Below are 17,431 nucleotides of genomic sequence, written 5' to 3'. Positions count from 1 at the left end.
CCATGACCGGAGAAACGCCCGAGCCGTCGCACGCGCTGGTCCCGAGGATCGTGCGCAAGGCCCTCGTGACGGTGCTCGTGGGCGGGGTGAGCTACCTCGTGAGCAACGCGCTCATCAACAGCGAGAACGAGGACCTGTGGAGCCTGCTGCTCGCGACGTTCATCAGCGGCGTCGTCTTCGTCGTGCAGTTCCTCGCGGACGTGGACGACCAGCTCGAGACCGTGCTGCAGGAGCAGCGCAGGCAGCACACGAAGACCCACAATCTGGTGGCCGACAGCTTCTCCAAGATCAACGAGGCGAGCAAGCTGTTCGGCGTCGTGGAGATGTCCGCGCTGGAGACCAGGGGCGTGGCCGAGCTGGTGCAGAACGCCGCCAAGATCCGCGACGACATGCCCGACCTCGTCAAGAACCTGGTCCACCACGAGGTCACCCGGATGGCCAAGTTCCTCGGCGAGCTGTCCGACGGCAGGTACGCGTTGTACGAGGGCGAGGACCGCGACTGGCTGCTCGCGCTCGCGCGCAACACGCGGATCAGTCTCGACGCGATCAGCCTCACCAGCGTGGACGCCCGCGACACCGAGTTCGGGAGCGGCTTCTGGCACACCGACCTCGGGCAGCGCTACGTCCGGCTCCAGCGCGACCTCGTCCAGCGCGGGGTGCGGGTGCGCCGGCTGTTCGTCGTGGATCGTTCCGAGCGGCTCGACTCCGAGGCGTTCCGCCGGGTGTGGAAGTGGCAGACCACTGTCGGGATCGAGGTGCGCACGCTCCTCCTCACCGACGCGCCGCCCCTGCTGCGCGGCTCGCTGTCGGACTTCATCCTGTTCGACGGGGTCGTCTACTACGAGTCCAACCCCGCCCCTCAGGTCGGCGACGGCATCGCCCCGGTGATCCACAGCACGATCCTCGTACGGGACCAGGAGAGGGTGCGGGAGCGGGTCGAGCGGTTCGGCGAACTGTGGGACGCGGCGACACCCGCGGCCTAACCGGAAGCAGGCCGGGCGCTTCAGACAACGACGTCAGGCACCGGCGGCGCCGGGGGGAAGGGGCGGTCGGGACGGCAGACGGCGAGCAGTTCCCGCTCCTTCGCGCCGACGGTCCCCGCGACCAGGGCCGCCACCAGCTCCGCCGTGACGGGGGCGAGCGTGATGCCGAGGCCGCTGTGGCCGGTGGCCGCCACGACGCGTCCGTGGTCGTCCACGTGGCCGAGGATGGGCATGTGGTCGGCGCTGCCCGGTCGCAGTCCGGCCCACCGCCGGCCGATCGGCCAGGTGGCCGCGGTGGGCATGAGGGCGGCGACGCCCCGCCGGATCTCCTCGATCGCCTCGGGGGTCACCGTCACGTCCCCCACGTTCTCCTCGTAGGTGACGCCTACCGCCACCCTGCCGTCGTACCGCGGGACGAGATAGGGGAAGTACTCCCGGCCGTCCTGCCTGATCTCCGCGAAGACGTGGTGGCGCAGCGGGTAGGTGACCGCCCCGGGCGGGCGGACGTCGAAGGCCACGCCCTTGATGGGAAACAGGTGCGCGCGATGGCGGGGCAGGAAGACCCCGCTCAGGTGGCCGGCCGCGACCACGGCCGTCTCCGCGGACACCCGGCGGCCGTCGTGGAGGTCCACCTCGACACCGGCGGGCCCGGTCCGCAGGCCGGTGGCGTACACCGCGTTCAGCACCCGGATCGGCGTACGGTCCGACAGCACGGCTCCCGCCAGGGCGGTCATGAGCACCCGCGGGTCGAGCGCGAGCTCCTCCGGCAGTAGAAAGCCGCCGACGACGCGCTCGCTCAGCAGCGGTTCGAGGCGCCTGGCGTCGGCCGCCGTCAGCCGCTCGACGGCGAACGGCGAGTTCTTCCACTGCGGCAGCACCGTGGACTCCAGGCGCTCCATCTCGGCCTCGTCCAGCGCCACCTGGATGTCGCCGCCGTCCAGCACCGGGACCTCGACGCCGGAGGCCGCGTGGATCTCCTCCAGCCATTCCGTATACATGTCGCGGCTGCGCTTGATGACGTCGCTGAGCGGGCCGAGGCAGGAGGGCTCCGTCTGGGTCAGGATGCCGCCCATCGCGCCGTCGGAGGCGCCGAGCCCGAGACGCTGCCCGGCGTCCACGAGCACCACGCTCGTGCCCCGCGCGGCCAGCCGGTGCGCGATGGCGCAGCCGATCACGCCACCACCGATGATCACGACGTCGCAGGTCTCAGGCACGCGGGCTCCCAGTTCGCCGTCCTCGCTTCGACAGTAGGCGAGGCAGGGCCGTTCAAGAAGGCCACACACCGGTGACCTCGCCGAACTGTACCGCGACGGAATCTTGCCGGCCGGGAAATCCGCCGAGTCGCGACACGCCAACCCCTTCCCGAGTTATTGGATGAGCCGTACAATTACGGCGCCGGAAGGGAGGGCCGCATGTCCGCCGCGCCGAAGACCACCGCGACCAGCGAGAAGGACGAGCACGTCGCCGACCGGAGCGCGTACGAGGCCGTCATCGAACGCCTGTCGAAGGCCTCGGTCGACAAGCACTGGGAGCCGTACGTCGACATCCCCTGGGACGACCCCGAGTTCCACGTGGACCGGACCGACCCGCGGTGGGAACTGCCGCCGGCCGACAGGCTGGGCGGCCACCCCTGGTACCTCGCGCAGCCGCCGGAGGTCAGGGCGCGCATCGGGCTCTGGCGGGTGGCGACCGCCATGAAGATCGGGCTGCAGTTCGAGAACCTGCTCAAGCGCGGGCTGCTCAACTACGCCTACCGGCTGCCGAACGCCTCCCCCGAGTTCCGGTACGTCTACCACGAGATGATCGAAGAGGGTCATCACGGGATGATGTTCCAGGAGTTCGTGAACCGCACGAAGCTCCCCATCCGCGGCATGCCCGGCCCGCTCAGCCTGCTCGCCCAGGTGGTGCCGTGGATTCCGCTGATCTCCACCGAGCTGTTCTTCGTCTTCGTGCTGGGCGGCGAGGACCCGATCGACCACGTGCAGCGCGCGACGCTGAAGAGCGGGCGGATCCGGCATCCGCTCGAAGAGACGATCATGCGCATCCACGTGGCGGAGGAGGCGTGGCACATCTCCTTCGCCCGTCACTACCTGGTCTCACGGGAGAAGAGCACCACCGGCTGGCGCTACACCAAGACGAGACCACCTACAACTTTACAACGTAGATTTGTCGCGCGGCGCGAGCGCCTACACAGATGAGTACGACCCCAACGTGCTGATCCGCAGGGCCCGCGCCCTGCACACGGCGTGGAGCTCCCCCGCGGACCACCAGGCCCGGGAGATGACCCCACTCGCCGGATGACGCGGGGTCACAGCACGCGGATCGAGGAGATGAGACGGTTGACGTCCGGCAGGTAGTCGTGCGCGGGGTCGGGCATCTTGACGTAGAGGTAGGCGGGCCGTTCCTTCCCGGTGTCGATCAGGACCAGGATCTGCAGCTCGCTTCGGATCGTCGTGTCCGCCTTGGCGCCCATCCTGGTCTGCCGGACGAGCACCCATGCTTCATGGCCGTCCACGGTCAGCGGCTGCGAGACCAGGTCCACGAAGATGGTGTCAGGCGAGTAGATCCAGGTGAAGGCTTCCATCTGGGCCATGGCCGCCTGGAAGAGCCTGCGCTCGCCTTGGTAGCGGGCAAGCAGCTCCGGGCTCAGCCGGTCGGAGCCGTACAGGGCGAACCAGCCCCGCTCCGGCCGGGACTCCACCCACAGGCTGAGCGTCCGCCCGGCGACGCCCTGCTGCTGCTCCCGGCTCGGCGACGCCCACCCGCCGCCCAGCCGGGCGTAGGACAGCCCCGCCGCGCGATCGGTGAGCCGTCCGATCACCGGGGACGACTTGCCCGGATAGCGCGGCAGCTTCATGATGTTGTCGTTCTGCGCAAGTTCCATCGCCGGTCCCAGGGGTACCGGCCGGTAGGTCGACGGATCGCCGGGCGTCGCGCCACACGACGCGATGTGGTTGATGTCCGCAGAGACGGTCTCGCCCTTGATCTGCATCTCGCAGCGGACCAGGAGGCCGCCCACGCCCGTGGCGATCACGGACACCGGCTGACCGGGATGGACGTCGACGTCCCGGCGGAGCGGCAGACTGACGTCCTTCAGCTCCTCCTGGCGACCTCCAGACAGTTCCAGGGCGACGTCGGCACGCCCGTCGCCGTCGATCAGATAGCTCACGGTGACCGGAGGCGCCACGCGGGCCGCCGAACCGACAGCGAACACGGCGCCATAGCAGAGCAAGATGGCGGCACCCAGGCCGCTGACCCAGCCGGGCATGGGGGCGCGCATCCGGTGGCCTTCACGCGAGTACGGCATCAGCTCGCCTCCGCCAGCCCGTCGGCCGCGGGTCCCGGGGCCAGGGCGAGCCCCGCTCTGCGCGCACGGCGTACGCTGGCGCGCAGCACCTCCTCCACCCTGCGCGCCTCCTCCGTAAGCCCGGCTAACTGGGCGACGGCCAGTTCGTCCCTGACGGTCCGCGCAAGGAGCTCCCGGTACGCCTCACTGCGCGCCGACAGCCGGCGCGCCGTCTCCCACTGCCGCAGCGCCTCGTCGGCGGCGGCGGCCTGGGCGGCGTACTCCTCCAGCGCGGCGACGCGCCGGCTCACCGCCTCGGTCGCCAGGTCGAGGGCCTGTGCCTGTGCGCCGAGCATGTCGGCGATCCTGCCGTCCTCCCGGTGCGGCACGGCCTCGTGCTCGGCCCGCAACGCCTCCACCTGGGCGAGCGTGAGGGCAATCTCCCAGAGCTGGGTGGGCAGCGTGACCGCGTTGCGGACGTCGTCGAGCAGCCCAGACCGGTTCACCTCCGATCCGAGCACCGCCCCGACCGCTTCCCGCGCCCGCTCCAGCAGATCGGCCGACGCGTTGCCGAGGTCCTGCGGGCGTACGTACCGCCCGTGCAGAGTCTGGGCGAGCCGCGCGGCGGGCCCTTCCCCGCACCGCCACAGCAGCACGCCGAAGACGACCGGCATGAGACACCCGCACAGCAGAAGGAACGCCCCCAGCCCCGGGCCCCATGCGATCGAGCCCACGGCCAGACCCGCCAGCACGGCCTGCGCGGCCAGCCCCGCCCACATGACGGCGCCGCCGTAGAACCGGCCCATCACAGCGGGCAGGAGCGTCCACACCGGTGCGTATGACAGGCAGAGCCCGGCGTCTCGGAGGGTGCGCCCGCCGAACGGCGGATTTCCCGGCGGAGCACCGGGCGGACACAGCACGTCGGCGTCGCTCATCAGGAGCCTGCGCTGACGCTCGGGCACCTCGGGATCGATGATCGGTTCCGGCACGTGTCCATCCTGTGTCTGCACCAGACCGGCCTCAAGATCCCTACCGGAAACGGAATCAGTCAGAGACAAAGCGGCCGAGGCCGCGTAGGACGGCGGCGGCCTGGGTGACGATGGAGTCAATCAGCTCCTCGCACGTGGGCAGGTCGTCGATGAGCGCGACGACCTGGCCGGACGCCATGACGCCGAGGTCCGGGCGGCCGTCCACCATGGCCGGCTTGAGCAGCACCGGAGTGCTGGCGGCCATCAGCACCTGCTACCAGCTCAGCTCCTTGCCGTGCTTCATGGCCAGGCCGTCGCGGATCATGGCGGGCCACGACATGCCGGAGTCGACTCGTGACCTTTCCGCATGAGGCACCACCGCTGCTGCCCAGCGGCGGACCGGGGCACATCAGGAAATTTCGGTGTTCCAGTTGATCTGCGGCCGTGATTGCTACGCTCCAAACGATCATCCGCGAGGCACGGAGAGCAATGTCATGGGCCAGCCCCCCTATCCGCCCAATCAGCAGCCCTATGGGCACCCTCAGCAGCCTTACCAGCCCCAGCCCTACGGGCAGCAGCCGTATCCGCCCCAGCCGTACCCCCAGCACCCGCCGATGCCGCGCAAAAGCGTGACCAAGCACCGGGCCTATCGGCCAAGTCGCACGTGTTCCACCTCGTACCGACCATCTGCACATGCGGCCTGTGGGGCTTCGTGTGGTTCGGCCTGTGGATCTACCGACTATTCGTGCGCCGCAGGGAGGTCACCCGCCACTACTACTGATCGGCGGTTCGCCCCGTGAGCCCCCGCAGGGCGGGGGCTCACGTATGTTCGGCCCGCGGCCCCTAATGGTGATCTCGCCGCCCTTCGCGGCGCCCTGGCGGCTCCCTGCGGGGCCGATGATCCTAGCGCTGTCGCTTGGGGGGTTCCCCCGATGTGTGGACACCGGCTGTTATGCGGCGATCAGCACCTTATCGGGCTGCTGCTCGTAGTCGATGGGGCTGAGGTACCCCAGGCTCGAATGCTTCCTTCGGGTGTTGTAGCGGGTGATCCAGGCGAAGACGGCCAGCCGGGCCTCTCGGGCGGAGGGCCAGCACCTGGCGCCTTGAAGGGTCTCCCGCTTGAGGGTGGCGTTGAGTGCCTCGGCGGCAGCGTTGTCCGCGCTGGTGCCGACCGCGCCCATGGACTGGCGCACCCCGAGCTGCCGGCACACGGCGGCGAACTCGGCACAGGTGTATTGCGACCCGTGGTCGCTGTGGAAGATCGCCCCGGTCAGGGCGCCGCCCCTGGTGGCGGCCGCGGCGTGCAGCGCGTCGGTCACCAGGGTGGTGCGCATGTGATCGGCGATCGACCAGCCGGCAAGCCGCCGCGAGTGCAGGTCGATCACCGTGGCCAGATACAGGAACCGGCCCTCGGCCAACGGCAGATAGGTGATGTCGCCGACGTAGCGCTGGTTCGGCCCGGCTGCGGTGAAGTCCCGCTTGAGCAGGTCGGGCACCGCCTGGGCCGCCGGCTGCGGCACGGTCGTGCGGACCTTTCTGCGCAGGTGAAGCCCGACGATGCCGTGGGTGCGCATCACCCGCTCCACCCGCTTGTGGTTGACGCGCGCCCCGTCCTGGCGCAGCTCGGCGGTGATGCGGGGGCTGCCGTAGGTCCCGTCGAACTCGGTGTGGATGGTCCTGATCCGATTCGCGAGCTCGGCGTCGGCGGCGGCGCGGGCCGCCCGGGCGGGTGCGGCGGCGCGCCAGCGGTAGTACCCCGAGCGGGACAGGGCCAGGACGCGGCACAGTCGCTTGACGCCGAAGGCGCTCGCGTGGTCGGCGACGAACTGGAAGCGACTCACCAGTTGGTCTCTCCGGCGAAATACTTGGCCGCCCGGCGCAGGATGTCGCGCTCCAGCTCCAGTTCCCGGATCCGGGCCTTGAGCTGCTTGTTCTCCTCTTCCACGTCGCTTGACGGTAGCGGGGCCTGCGAGCGCTTGGGCACCGGCCTCTCCTTCGCCGGCGCGGTGCCCGCCGCCTGGGCCTGGCGCACCCACAACCGCAGCGTCTCCCGGCTGATCCCCAGATCCCGGGCCACCGACGTGATCGTCCGGGCCGGGTCCGACAGATACAGCGCGACCGCGTCGGCTTTGAACTCAGGCGGGTAGACCTTCATGACCACCAGGAACTCCTCGGTCTCCAGATCTCCATGATCTGGCACTCAAGGTGTCCACACCTCGGGGGGAGGGCCCCTTCGCGCCCTGCCCCAAGGTTGGCGAGGCGCTGCCTCGATACAGCGGGCGTAGCCGATGCGAATGGCGGCTGCGGGTCGGTAGAGGGTCTACGGGGCGAGCGCCGAGGTGCCGTGCGGCAGGCCAGCGTCGAACGACCGACCTTCTTCAGCAGCCTCGAACCGACCCCGGGTGCCACATCTGGCGCTATCGGCGACCGATGGCCCGCGCTGGCCGCGCGGGACGCCTACCCCCAGGGACCCTACGCGTTGGTCGAAGGGCTGCTCGCCCACGCCATGCTGGCGACTGCCAGCGGCGTCGGCCCGAGCATGAGCATCGGTCCGGCAGGCGAGGATAGCTCCATCCCGGGCACCGGCCGCGCGGTGGGCCTCCAGGCGCCCGAGATCGCCAGAGGCTGGTGTGCCAGGCTCACCGCGAGTGCCCGTACTCCGCCTGAGGCTCCGCACCCTGGTCACCGCCGACAATCCGGCCCATCCTTGGGGTGGGAGGTGCCAGCATGCTCTACCGGATCCTGGCAGATACGATCACGAGCTGGGTGGACGCGGACATCCCCCGCGACGACGAGCGGCCCTCGGGCACGCGGCTGCGCGGGGCGTGGGCGTCGGGCGGTCCGTGCTCCTCGCTGGATGGGCTGCGCCTGCCGCCGCTGAACAACCGCCGGGTCCGGTTCTGGTACACCGAGGAGGGCTGGCGCGTGTACGGCCGGGCCCACTGGGCCGAGCTGCGCGAGGCGGGTCACACCGTACGGGTGATCCGCGTCAAGAACGCCCCCGGCTCCCGGGTGGCCTACCGCGACCGCTATCAGGTCGCCCTTCTCCCTCCGTCGCCGGGAAGGCGCTGACGACCACCGCCGGATCCCGGCGAGGCGATCCCACACCCGGTCCGGGGACGAGACCCCCGGGACCAGGGGGAAGATCCGCCCGAGCGGGTCTACGCGGCGCTGCCGGTGGCCGAGAGGGAGGTGGCGCGCGATCTGCTATTGCGCCTGGCGGACGTGCGGGTCCTCGGCCAGGGCCAGGGCCAGGTCGAGGATCAGCGACCGTTCGGTGTGCTCGCCGGCGGCGATGCCCTCCAGCACCTTGACGCCGACGCCGCGCTGGAACAGGTCGTTGAGGACGATCAGCCCTTCCAGGAGATTGCGGCCGAGCCGGTCGACCTCCTGGACGGTCAGCACGTCGCCGTCGCGGATGTAGGACAGCGCGTTCAACAAGCAGAACACGCAGCGGCAGCACGACGCCCTCGATCCCATCTGCTGGAAGGTCTTCGAGGAGAAGATCAGTGGCAAGCTCGCCACCGACGACCGACCCAATCACTTTCGCGCCGTTGCTCGTCGGGCGAGATTATCGGCCCTTTCGGGCACTTGAGGTCCAGAGAAGGTTAATCCGGCCAGTCTCGCGACCGGCAACTCGCCAACATCCGCCGCATCGACGGCCCGGAGAAAGAGGCCCTCGGCGCCCTGGCCACGATGCCGGAGCGGCGGGCCCGATGGGGTGCCGCCGCGACGTGAGGCCATGGCCTAGAGACTCTCCTCAGCTGCCCGGATGGCGGCGGCTCACGACCCCTTGCGGCTGCGCTTATCCCCCTCCGGCCTCGTCGTAGGGCGCCCACCCCTTATCGAGAAGGTGGAACCCCACATCGATGGCCGCCGCTGGATCGGGCTCACGGATGGCCATGAGCTGAATCTGCAGGGCAAACCGGACGTAGAAGCGGATCTCTTCGCTTGGCTCCTCCAGCCCGAATTCCTCGGTCATCGCCGCGACCAAGGCATCCTCGTGGCGCAACCACATCTTCTCCGCGTAGTCGACCAGAGCCGGCGTCTCCTCCATGAGAGCGAGTATTTGACTCTGCGGCTCGGATTTGAGCGCGGCGATTTCGGAGAGGTAGTGGGCCTTCAGCGCGTCGGAGATCGAGGTCCCCGCCATGCGGCCACTCACCGCAGCAATCAGGCGTTCATGCCGCTCACCTTCGTCACTGAAGACAAGCGCCTCCTTGTGTGGGAAGTGTGTGAAGACCGTCTTGGGCGACACATCGGCCGCATCTGCGATCTCGCGCACAGTCACCGCATCGAAGCCGCGTGCAAGGAAAAGCGTCGTCGCCGCCTCCAATATCGCCGCCCGCGTCGCCGCCTTCTTGCGCTCACGTCGGCCCGCCGTCGCTGCATCCACCATGGCGCATACTCTACACCCGAACACTAAGAATATTGACAGTAAAGGTAGTCTCGATATAGTAAGTGAGTGAGTGAAGTGAAAGAGTCTCGCTCATGGCGTACTCGTTGACGGGTTGCCGGGCTCCTAGCCAATGAGGTCTTAGCCCAGCCGCTCGGCCTCCTCGGCGCGCCCGAAAATCGCCGCCGCCGATCGGGAGTCGCAGGCACAAGCGAGCCGCGTCAATCTCCGGCGGGCCCTCCCGCCAACCCCGGCTATCAGAAAGGGACCCGACCATGTCCGAAGCAATTGACTCACGGTCTAAAAGTCGCGAGATGCCTGCCTCCCACGTGCGCTTGCCTGCGCAGCGCCGAGTGGCGGGAGCGTTGCTCGTCGCCGGGCCGGCGATCTTCCTGCTCGGGGAGTTTGTCGCCGCCGCAGCGTGGACCGACCCCGCCTACAGCTACACGCACCATTTCATCAGCAACCTCGGAGTCCACGGGCCCTCGACCCTGTTCGGGCAGTACATGTACTCGCCCCTAGCCTGGGTAATGAATGCCGGATTCCTCCTCTTCGGGATCACGATCCTGGCCGGAGTGGCCACGCTGCGCGATCTGTCGGACGGCCGCCGTTGGGCCATGCTCGCCCCCGCGACGCTGCTGGCCGTCGGCGGCGTCCTGCTCGCGCTGTTTCCCGGATCTGGCGAGGCACTCAACAACGGCACCGGCGAGTACCACAGCATGGGAGCCTTCGCCGGCTTCGTCGGTGGGAACGCGCTGGCCATCGTGCTCGGAAGCAGGTGGCGGCGCATCGGCATCTCTCCGCGAATGGGGCGAGCACTGATCACGGTCGGCGTGATCGGTCTGCTCTCGATGGTGCTCTACCTCGCGATGATCTTTACCACGGGCGACACCCCCATCGGCATCATCGGCCTCATCGAACGCGGCGCCGTTCACCCGTTCCTGATCGGCCTCATCTGCGCTGGAGCATCGATCTGGAAGCGGAAGACGTGAACGAACCCCTTGCGTCCTCCGTCACCACGGAAATGGCAGCCTGACGCCGAACTCTTCGAGCACCCAGCACACGCAGGCAGAACTCCCGCTCGAACCGCGCCCGGCCCGCGCCCACGATCCGGTCCACTCGCCCCGGCGGCTCGATCTTCAACGTCCGGCAGCGCCTCAGCAGGGCCGCCCGCAGCCCTTCGTCCGTGAACACCATCGGGCAGATCTTGTCCGCCAGCCACTCGGCCAGCACATCCTCATCCGCCCGAGTCGACTCCCGGAACCCCAGCGCATCCCGCACCTGCTTGCGGTGGTATTCGATCGTCGACCCCGACCACCGGTACTCCGCGAACAGGACCGGGTCGACCTTCACCTGCCCCGCCACATAGTCGACAGCGGCCTTCGGGACCTCACCCGAATGCCGCGGGAACCGGCCCTCCTGCTCGAAGAACTTGAGCAACAGACCGAAGCCCAGCCGCGTCGCGCCTGTCTTGTTCCCCACCAGCTCCCAGTCGCCGTCCAGCAGCTTCCACTGAACGGGAGGTTCTCCCCCGACGGACGCTTCCTGGCGGTCGCGCATGACACCCGGGTCACGCTGTTCGATGTGGCGGGCGGCTACCAGTTGGGCGCCCCGCTGGTCGTCACCGTCGCTGAGGCGGCGAAGGCCAACGCGATCCCCCCTGTCATGGCCTTCTCCCCGGACAGGTCGCCGAGGGCCGGGCGGACGGGCCCCGGAGCGTGTCGGCAGGCTCCAGGGCCGTCGTCAGTCCTCCCGCCGGGGGCAAGGTGCGTGCCAAGCGACGGTCTGCCGACCAAGGTCAACGACTACGGCGACACGAGCACGGCCTCCGACAACACCTGCACCGCGATCGCCTACGCCCGCAACACCACGACGCGGCGGGTGCCGCGCATGCCCCGCCACCGCCGCTTCGCGCTGAGCGTGCTCACACCGCTGATCATCGGCCTGATGGCGCGGATCATGCTGTCCCCGCCCGGCTCCATGATCAGGGCGTTCCGCATTCCCGGCGACGTCGTGCGCGAAGTCTACGTGGACAACCCCGAGACGGCCGCGCAGACCCGCGACTCGGTGGCCAGAACGAGGGAGCTGTGCACCGATCTGGGCATGATGAACCCGATCAGCCGCCGTCTGTGGCGGGCCATGGGCATCTGGGACGAGCCGAAGGCTCGGGCGAGGAGCAAGGCGTGAGGAAGACCGCCGTCGTCACGGGCGGGGCGTCGGGGATCGGGCGGGCCGTCGCCGCCGAGCTCGTACGGCGCGGCGTCCACGTCACGATCGCCGACGTCCGGGGGGCCGACGACGCCGCCAAGGAGCTCGGCTGCGCGGGCGTCGTGTGCGACGTCTCCGACGCGCAGGCCGTACGGGAACTCGTCACCGGGGTGGCCGCGGAGCACGGGCGGCTCGACTTCCTGTTCAACAACGCCGGCATCGCGGTGGGCGGCCGCGCCGAGGAGTTCACGCTCGACCACTGGAACCGGACGATCGACGTGAACCTGCGCGGGGTGGTCCACGGCGTGCACGCGGCGTACCCGCTCATGATCGAGCAGGGCTTCGGGCACATCGTCAACACCGCGTCGCTGGCCGGGCTGACCCCCGCGCCCATGATGCTGCCGTACACGACGACCAAGCACGCCGTCGTCGGGCTGTCGCTCGCGCTGCGGGCCGAGGCGGCGGCGCACGGCGTGCGGGTCAGCGTGGTCTGTCCCGGGTTCACCGACACGCCGCTGCTGGACAACGCCAACCCCGGGCTACCGCAGACCGAGATCGGCCTGCGCGCCCGCACGTCGGCCGTGCGAGCCCAGGGGCGCCTGTATCCCGTGGAGTCGCTCGCCCGCGACGTGCTGCGCGGCGTGGCCGCGAACCGGGCGCTCATCGTGGCGCCCGCGTCCGCCCGGGCCACCTGGCGGGCCGTACGGCTCTCGCCCGCCCTGGCGGTGCGGGCGGCCGGGACGGCCTTCCGCCGGATCATGCGCTGATTCCCGGCCGGCTCACGGACTGAGCGGCAGGTACTCGAACCAGTCGAACGCGGCGACGTTGGAGCTCGGGCGGCCGTTGGAGCTGGCGTACATGCCGACGTAGGCGCCGGTGAAGCCGCCGGCGACCGCCGTGCTGAGGATCCTGCCGTCCACCGGGTCGCCGAGGTCGGTCCACTCCCCCGCCGTCACGGCGTACCTGGCCTGGTAGGCCTGCCCGCGCGCCTCCACGCCGAGGTACAGCCGCCGCTGGCCCGGCACCCGTACGGAGGCGAGCAGGTCGTCGCCGCCCGCCTTCCTGCGGACGAGTTCGAGGCCGCGCGGGGTCCGCACGAGCAGCACGTGATGGTCGTCGTTCTGCACCAGCGCGAGCCCGGCGCACTCCCCGGCCGCGGGCGTGAAGTCGAGCGCGGCGTGGACGGCGAAGTCCATGTGCTGCTGCCGGCGGGCGACCAGGCTCGGGTTGACCCGCTGGGCCAGCGTCTCCGGCCGCAGCCGCAGCCGCAGCCGGCTGTCACCGAGGCTCCAGTAGGGCGTGCGCGGGGTGCGCAGGTGGTTCCAGACGGGCGAGAGCCGGCCGGCGTCGAAGTGGTCGCAGGCGGGGACGGCGGGCCAGCGGTGCTCGGGCAGCGCGGGCCCCGCCGCCACGGGCTCGACCCGCGCGGCGACCGGCCAGCCGTCCTCCCAGGTGACCCGGGTGAGGAAGGTCTCCCTGCCCAGGTTGTCACCCCTCACGTTGCCGGCGCCCAGGTCGCCGGGGGTGCCGTACGGGCGCGTGGCCAGCAGGACCATCCACCACTCGCCGTCCTGGGTCTCCACCAGGTCGGCGTGGCCCGTGCAGGCGATGGGGTGACCGAGGCCGAGATGCCGGTGGGTGAGGATCGGGTTGCGCGGGTTCGGCTCGTACGGCCCGGTCACGTGGTCGGCCCTGGCCACCACGACCGCGTGGTCGTACGACGTGCCGCCCTCCGACGCCAGCAGGTAGTACCTGCCGCCGACCTTGTACAGGTGGGGGCCCTCGGCCCACACGGCGCCCCGCTGGGCGGCCTCCCAGACGACCCGCTCCTCACCGCGCGGATCCAGGGTGGCCGGGTCGAGCTCCAGGAGGTAGACCTCGGTCTCGCCGGGGTAGCGGGCCGCCTCCCTCTCCCTGGTGCCGGTGAACCAGACGCGGCCGTCGTCGTCGAACAGCAGCGAGGGATCCATACCGCGGGTGCCCGGCAGCCATCGGGGCTCGCTCCAGGGGCCCGCGGGGTCGGCGGCGGTGACGATGAAGTTGCCCCGCCCGTCCACCAGCGTGGTGACGACGTAGAAGACGCCGCCGTGATGGCGGATGGTGGCGGCGTAGACGCCGCCCGAGGGCCGCACGCCGTCCAGGTCGAGCTGGGACGGGCGGTCGAGCACGTGCCCGAGCTGCCGCCAGTTGACCAGGTCGCGGCTGTGGAAGATCGGCACCCCGGGGAACCACTCGAAGCTGGATGTCACCAGGTAGTAGTCCTCGCCCACCCGGCACACCGATGGATCGGGGTGGAACCCGGGGATGACCGGGTTCCGGTACTCCCACCCGTCGACTGCGTCGATCATTCGTCCCCTCTCTCTCAGGCGTGACCGGCCCGGTTCCCCTTCCGGGGAACCGGGCCGTCCGGCACGGACACGGTGCGCCAGAGCCTCCCAGCGCGGGGCCTCCCTGCGCCAGGCCCCTGCGGCGGATCCGGCTCCGGTCATCGGTGTCCGGCTGGATGCCGGGGCTCAGCGCCGAAGTCGGAGCACGCCCCAGTGGCTGGTGTCCCGGTAGCCCTGACCGGTGGCGTCGCTCCAGGTCACCGCGCTCGTACGGGCGGTCCCGGCGGCATCGTTGACCTGGACGTCGAAGCCGAGCAGCGCGCCGTCCTCCAGGGTGACCGTGGGCAGTTTCACGGCCGCCTCGACGACGTATCCGCCGGGGACGACCTTGGCGGCGGCCGTCAGGTTGTCCTTCACGCCCGCGGCGTCGAAGGTGCCGCCGACGCTGGTCTTACCGGAGAAGCTGATCCGGTACTGGCCGTCGTCGTCGCCGTAGCCCCTGGTCTTGCCGTTGCCGGGGTCGACGAAGAACTCGACCGAGTCCTGCTCCCAGGGGTTGGCCGACTGCTCGCTGAGCGTGCCGTCGGCGACCTGCGCCAGCAGGTAGAGCGTCCCGCCGCTCCACAGGGCCCGGGCCCGCGCGGTCGCCCCGGACGTGCCCTGGATCCACGTGGCGGTGCGGATCTCCGGTGCCTCCGCCCAGACCCGGTCGACGGTGCCGTCCACCACGGGCTGCCGCCTGGGCGCCGTGGTGAGCTTCACCGCCGGCACGGCCGTCACCGTGCCGGTCCACGTGGTCTCCGACCCGCCGGAGGCGTCCCTGACCACCACGCCGACGTCGGTGCCGAGGGGAAGCCGCGCCTCCACCCGGTAGCCGCCGGACGTCTTCTTCACGGCCGCGTCCACGCCGTGCGGGTGGCTGCCGTCGCGCCCGACCGCGTACGGCCTGCCGCCCACGGTGAACGTCACCCGGTCGCCCCGGTCGTCGCCCGGGTCGCGCACCTCCGCCAGGACGTACAGCCACTTGGCCGACGAGCGGGCCTGGAACCCGGCCGACACCTGGCCCACGCGGGCGATGGGGACGTCGGGCAGCAGGTCCCATTCGAGGTCGCGCCCGCCGTCCACCTTCGGCGTCGCGGCGGGGGCCTCCAGCCTGCGCACCAGCGGCGGCAGCTTCGCCGGGTCCACGATCCCCCAGTACGCCGGCTTGGCCTGGAGCTCGTCGTCGAAGGGCAGCGGCGCGTTCAGCCGGGTGATCGGGAAGGTCGACAGCCACGTGCCGTCGTCGGCCAGGCCCCAGACGGTGACCGAGCTGATCTCGCTCTTGTGCCTGCGGAAGACGTCGAACAGCTCCTTGTAGCGGTAGCCCTGCTCGGCGAGCACCTCCGCGGGGATGGTGTCCCAGCTGGAGACGAAGTCGGGGTAGACGCTCACGTCCAGCTCGGTGATCTGCTGGTCCACGCGGAGCGTCGCGAACTTCTCGATGGTGGCCTCCACCTCGGCGGCGGGCGGCTGCTCGATGTTCAGGTGGAGCTGGTGCCCGACGCCGTCGATCGGCACGCCCTCGGCCTTCAGCTTCTTCACCAGGGCGTACAACGCCTGCCGCTTGCGCGGGAACTCGGTGTTGTAGTCGTTGATGAACAGCTTGGCGGCCGGGTCGGTCTCGCGCGCGACGCGGAAGGCCGTGCGGATGAAGTCGAGGCCGGTGATCTGGAACCACTTCGACCGGCGCAGGCCGTCGGGCTGGTTCTCGTCGATCACCTCGTTGACCACGTCCCAGACCGCGATCTTGCCCTGGTAACGGCCGACCAGGGTCTTGACGTGGTTCTCCAGCCGCTTCAGCAGCAGCGCCTTGTCCTGCGCGGAGGAGGTGAGGTCGCGGTCGCCGTCCTTGAACACCCAGTCGGGCGTCTGGCTGTGCCAGGCGAGCGTGTGCCCGCGGAAGGTCAGCCCGTGCCGGACGGCGTAGTCCACCAGGTAGTCGCCCTCGGCGAAGCTGAACTCGCCCTCGCGCGGCTCGGTCGCGTCCCACTTGAGGTCGTTGCCGGGGGTGACGCCGCCGAAGTGCTTGAGCAGCAGGTCGCCGTGCTCGCCGAGCGTCTGGGCGCGGGAGATCGCCGCCCCCAGGGTGAACGGCACCTCGTCCTTCAGCGAGGGGATGCCGGTCTGGATCGGCTTGGGCTCGACGTACGTCAGCGTGAAGTCGTCCAGGTAGAAGGGGAACGTCCCGTCGTCGGACTCCACGTAGACGCTGAGGAACTCCACGTCGTAGGCGAGGGTGTAGGTGCCGGTGAGCTGGACCCACTGCCCCGCCGGGACCGCCTTCGGCGCGGCCACCCGCTCGTAGCTGGGCGTGCCGCCGGTCCGGCGCTCGATCGACAGGCCGAGGTTGCCGGAGGTCGTGTCCGGGCCGAGGCGCACCCAGGCCGACAGGGTGTACTTCGCCCCCTTGGCCATCTTGCCCAGCACGCTGATCGCCGGGCCGTCCCACGAGGCCGAGCGGCCGGTGACGGCGAGGCTGCGCGTGCCGCCGTGCGCCGCCTCCGTGCTCGCCGTCAGGGACGCCGAGGCGCGCGGCGACCAGCCCTGCGCCGTGCCGGTCTCGAAGTCGGTGGTGAGCCCGGAGCGCGAGGGGTCGCTGTCGGAGGTGACCACGATGTCGTCGATGTAGTACTTCGCGGTGGCGTCGGAGCTCTCGGCGTAGAGCTGCAGGCCGGTGGAGTCGGCTCCGAAGGAGTAGGTGCCCGACAGCTCGGCCCAGCCGCCGTCGGTCACGGTGGCGGCGGCGACCCGCTCGTAGGTGGTGTCGCCGCCGTCGGGGGTGCGCTGCATGGTCAGCGCGATCGTGCTAGACGGCTCCCCGCTCACCATCCGCGCGTACGCGGTCACCTGGTAGGTGACGCCCTTCTCGAAGGGCGGGCTGATGGACGCCCCGTGCCAGGTGGCGGTGCGGCCGGAGGTGAGCAGGGAGCGCGACCCCGAGTGCGCGGCGTCGGAGGTCGCGCCGACCTCGACCCCGTCGCCTCTGGGCCCCCATCCCTGGGTGGTGCCGTCTTCGAAGTCGTACTTCGCGACCTGCACGGCCGCGGCGGCGGCGGGAGTCGCGTTCGCCACGACCGCCGGCAGTCCCATCAGTGCGCACAGCACGGCCGCGGCAGCGGGCCGGACTGCAAACGAACGCAGCACGGCCGCGACAGCGGGCCGAAGTGAGAGCGATCGCGGGACTACCGCGGCCGTCCGGGAAAGGAGGCTGCGCATCGGGG

The 17,431-nt window shown here is 70.4% G+C and carries 16 protein-coding genes; 6 read left to right on the top strand and 10 right to left on the bottom strand.

Going from position 1 to position 17,431, the window contains the following annotated elements; genetic code table 11:
• Window positions 1-2 precede the first annotated feature (2 nt).
• Window positions 3-983: a phosphatidylserine/phosphatidylglycerophosphate/cardiolipin synthase family protein gene (locus HHX30_RS05505; RefSeq protein ID WP_169980084.1), complete on the top strand. Its 981-nt coding sequence runs from the start codon at window positions 3-5 to the stop codon at window positions 981-983.
• A gap of 20 nt (window positions 984-1,003) precedes the next feature.
• Here HHX30_RS05505 and HHX30_RS05500 read toward each other — a convergent pair whose 3' ends face one another.
• The gene (locus tag HHX30_RS05500; protein WP_169980082.1) at window positions 1,004-2,197 is read right to left on the bottom strand and encodes an FAD-dependent oxidoreductase; all 1,194 of its coding nucleotides are present in this window, start codon (window positions 2,195-2,197) and stop codon (window positions 1,004-1,006) included.
• A gap of 198 nt (window positions 2,198-2,395) precedes the next feature.
• Between HHX30_RS05500 and HHX30_RS05495 the strand changes: the two genes are divergently transcribed.
• The gene (locus tag HHX30_RS05495) at window positions 2,396-3,181 is read left to right on the top strand and encodes a diiron oxygenase (RefSeq protein ID WP_249349709.1); all 786 of its coding nucleotides are present in this window, start codon (window positions 2,396-2,398) and stop codon (window positions 3,179-3,181) included.
• A 110-nt stretch (window positions 3,182-3,291) separates the two neighbouring features.
• On the opposite strand, the gene HHX30_RS05490 is transcribed toward HHX30_RS05495, so the two are convergent.
• From HHX30_RS05490 to HHX30_RS05475, 4 genes are all read right to left on the bottom strand, one after another.
• The gene (locus HHX30_RS05490) at window positions 3,292-4,197 is read right to left on the bottom strand and encodes a hypothetical protein (RefSeq protein WP_169980080.1); all 906 of its coding nucleotides are present in this window, start codon (window positions 4,195-4,197) and stop codon (window positions 3,292-3,294) included.
• Between the two features lie 92 nt (window positions 4,198-4,289).
• Window positions 4,290-5,258 (bottom strand): hypothetical protein, encoded by a 969-nt coding sequence (locus HHX30_RS05485; RefSeq protein ID WP_169980079.1) that lies wholly within the window; start codon window positions 5,256-5,258, stop codon window positions 4,290-4,292.
• Between the two features lie 55 nt (window positions 5,259-5,313).
• A complete protein-coding gene (locus tag HHX30_RS05480; RefSeq protein ID WP_211591624.1) occupies window positions 5,314-5,502 on the bottom strand; it encodes a hypothetical protein in 189 nt (62 codons plus the stop codon).
• 685 nt (window positions 5,503-6,187) lie between these two features.
• Window positions 6,188-7,398, bottom strand: a protein-coding gene (locus HHX30_RS05475; RefSeq protein ID WP_169980685.1) for an IS3 family transposase whose coding sequence is annotated in 2 segments (ribosomal slippage) — window positions 6,188-7,089 and window positions 7,089-7,398 — 1,212 coding nt in all. Because the reading frame shifts where the segments join, the coding sequence is not laid out codon by codon here.
• A gap of 566 nt (window positions 7,399-7,964) precedes the next feature.
• Between HHX30_RS05475 and HHX30_RS05470 the strand changes: the two genes are divergently transcribed.
• Window positions 7,965-8,309, top strand: a complete 345-nt coding sequence (locus tag HHX30_RS05470) for a hypothetical protein (protein ID WP_169980077.1) — start codon at window positions 7,965-7,967, stop codon at window positions 8,307-8,309.
• A 135-nt stretch (window positions 8,310-8,444) separates the two neighbouring features.
• On the opposite strand, the gene HHX30_RS05465 is transcribed toward HHX30_RS05470, so the two are convergent.
• Both HHX30_RS05465 and HHX30_RS05460 read right to left on the bottom strand, forming a co-directional pair.
• Window positions 8,445-8,762, bottom strand: a complete 318-nt coding sequence (locus tag HHX30_RS05465) for a recombinase family protein (protein WP_311922112.1) — start codon at window positions 8,760-8,762, stop codon at window positions 8,445-8,447.
• A gap of 280 nt (window positions 8,763-9,042) precedes the next feature.
• Window positions 9,043-9,636 carry a TetR/AcrR family transcriptional regulator gene (locus HHX30_RS05460; protein ID WP_169980075.1) on the bottom strand — a complete coding sequence of 198 codons (594 nt, stop codon included), beginning with the start codon at window positions 9,634-9,636 and terminating at the stop codon, window positions 9,043-9,045.
• A 311-nt stretch (window positions 9,637-9,947) separates the two neighbouring features.
• On the opposite strand from HHX30_RS05460, the gene HHX30_RS05455 reads away from it, so the two are divergent.
• A complete protein-coding gene (locus HHX30_RS05455; protein ID WP_249349707.1) occupies window positions 9,948-10,625 on the top strand; it encodes a DUF998 domain-containing protein in 678 nt (225 codons plus the stop codon).
• Here HHX30_RS05455 and HHX30_RS05450 read toward each other — a convergent pair.
• Complete coding sequence (locus HHX30_RS05450) at window positions 10,585-11,193, bottom strand: DUF4158 domain-containing protein (RefSeq protein WP_249349705.1); 609 nt, start codon at window positions 11,191-11,193, stop codon at window positions 10,585-10,587. The genes HHX30_RS05455 and HHX30_RS05450 overlap by 41 nt on opposite strands.
• A 210-nt stretch (window positions 11,194-11,403) precedes the next feature.
• Here HHX30_RS05450 and HHX30_RS42515 point away from each other — a divergent pair, with 210 nt between their 5' ends.
• Together HHX30_RS42515 and HHX30_RS05440 are read left to right on the top strand one after the other, a co-directional pair.
• Window positions 11,404-11,820 (top strand): diiron oxygenase, encoded by a 417-nt coding sequence (locus HHX30_RS42515; protein WP_311922111.1) that lies wholly within the window; start codon window positions 11,404-11,406, stop codon window positions 11,818-11,820.
• Window positions 11,817-12,608, top strand: coding sequence for an SDR family oxidoreductase (locus tag HHX30_RS05440; protein WP_169980068.1), 792 nt, complete (start codon window positions 11,817-11,819; stop codon window positions 12,606-12,608). The genes HHX30_RS42515 and HHX30_RS05440 overlap by 4 nt, the downstream gene beginning before the upstream one ends.
• Window positions 12,609-12,620: 12 nt before the next feature.
• Here HHX30_RS05440 and HHX30_RS05435 read toward each other — a convergent pair whose 3' ends face one another.
• A complete protein-coding gene (locus HHX30_RS05435; protein ID WP_169980066.1) occupies window positions 12,621-14,189 on the bottom strand; it encodes a glycoside hydrolase family 43 protein in 1,569 nt (522 codons plus the stop codon).
• Between the two features lie 165 nt (window positions 14,190-14,354).
• On the bottom strand, window positions 14,355-17,300 hold the full coding sequence (locus tag HHX30_RS05430; RefSeq protein ID WP_169980064.1) for an endo-1,4-beta-xylanase: 2,946 nt from the start codon (window positions 17,298-17,300) through the stop codon (window positions 14,355-14,357).
• Between the last annotated feature and the right edge of the window lie 131 nt (window positions 17,301-17,431).

This window comes from Microbispora sp. H10836, from assembly GCF_012999525.1.
Taxonomy (GTDB): Bacteria; Actinomycetota; Actinomycetes; order Streptosporangiales; family Streptosporangiaceae; genus Microbispora.
Note: the sequence above shows the minus strand (reverse complement) of the source record. Positions and strands in the feature narration are given on the sequence as shown.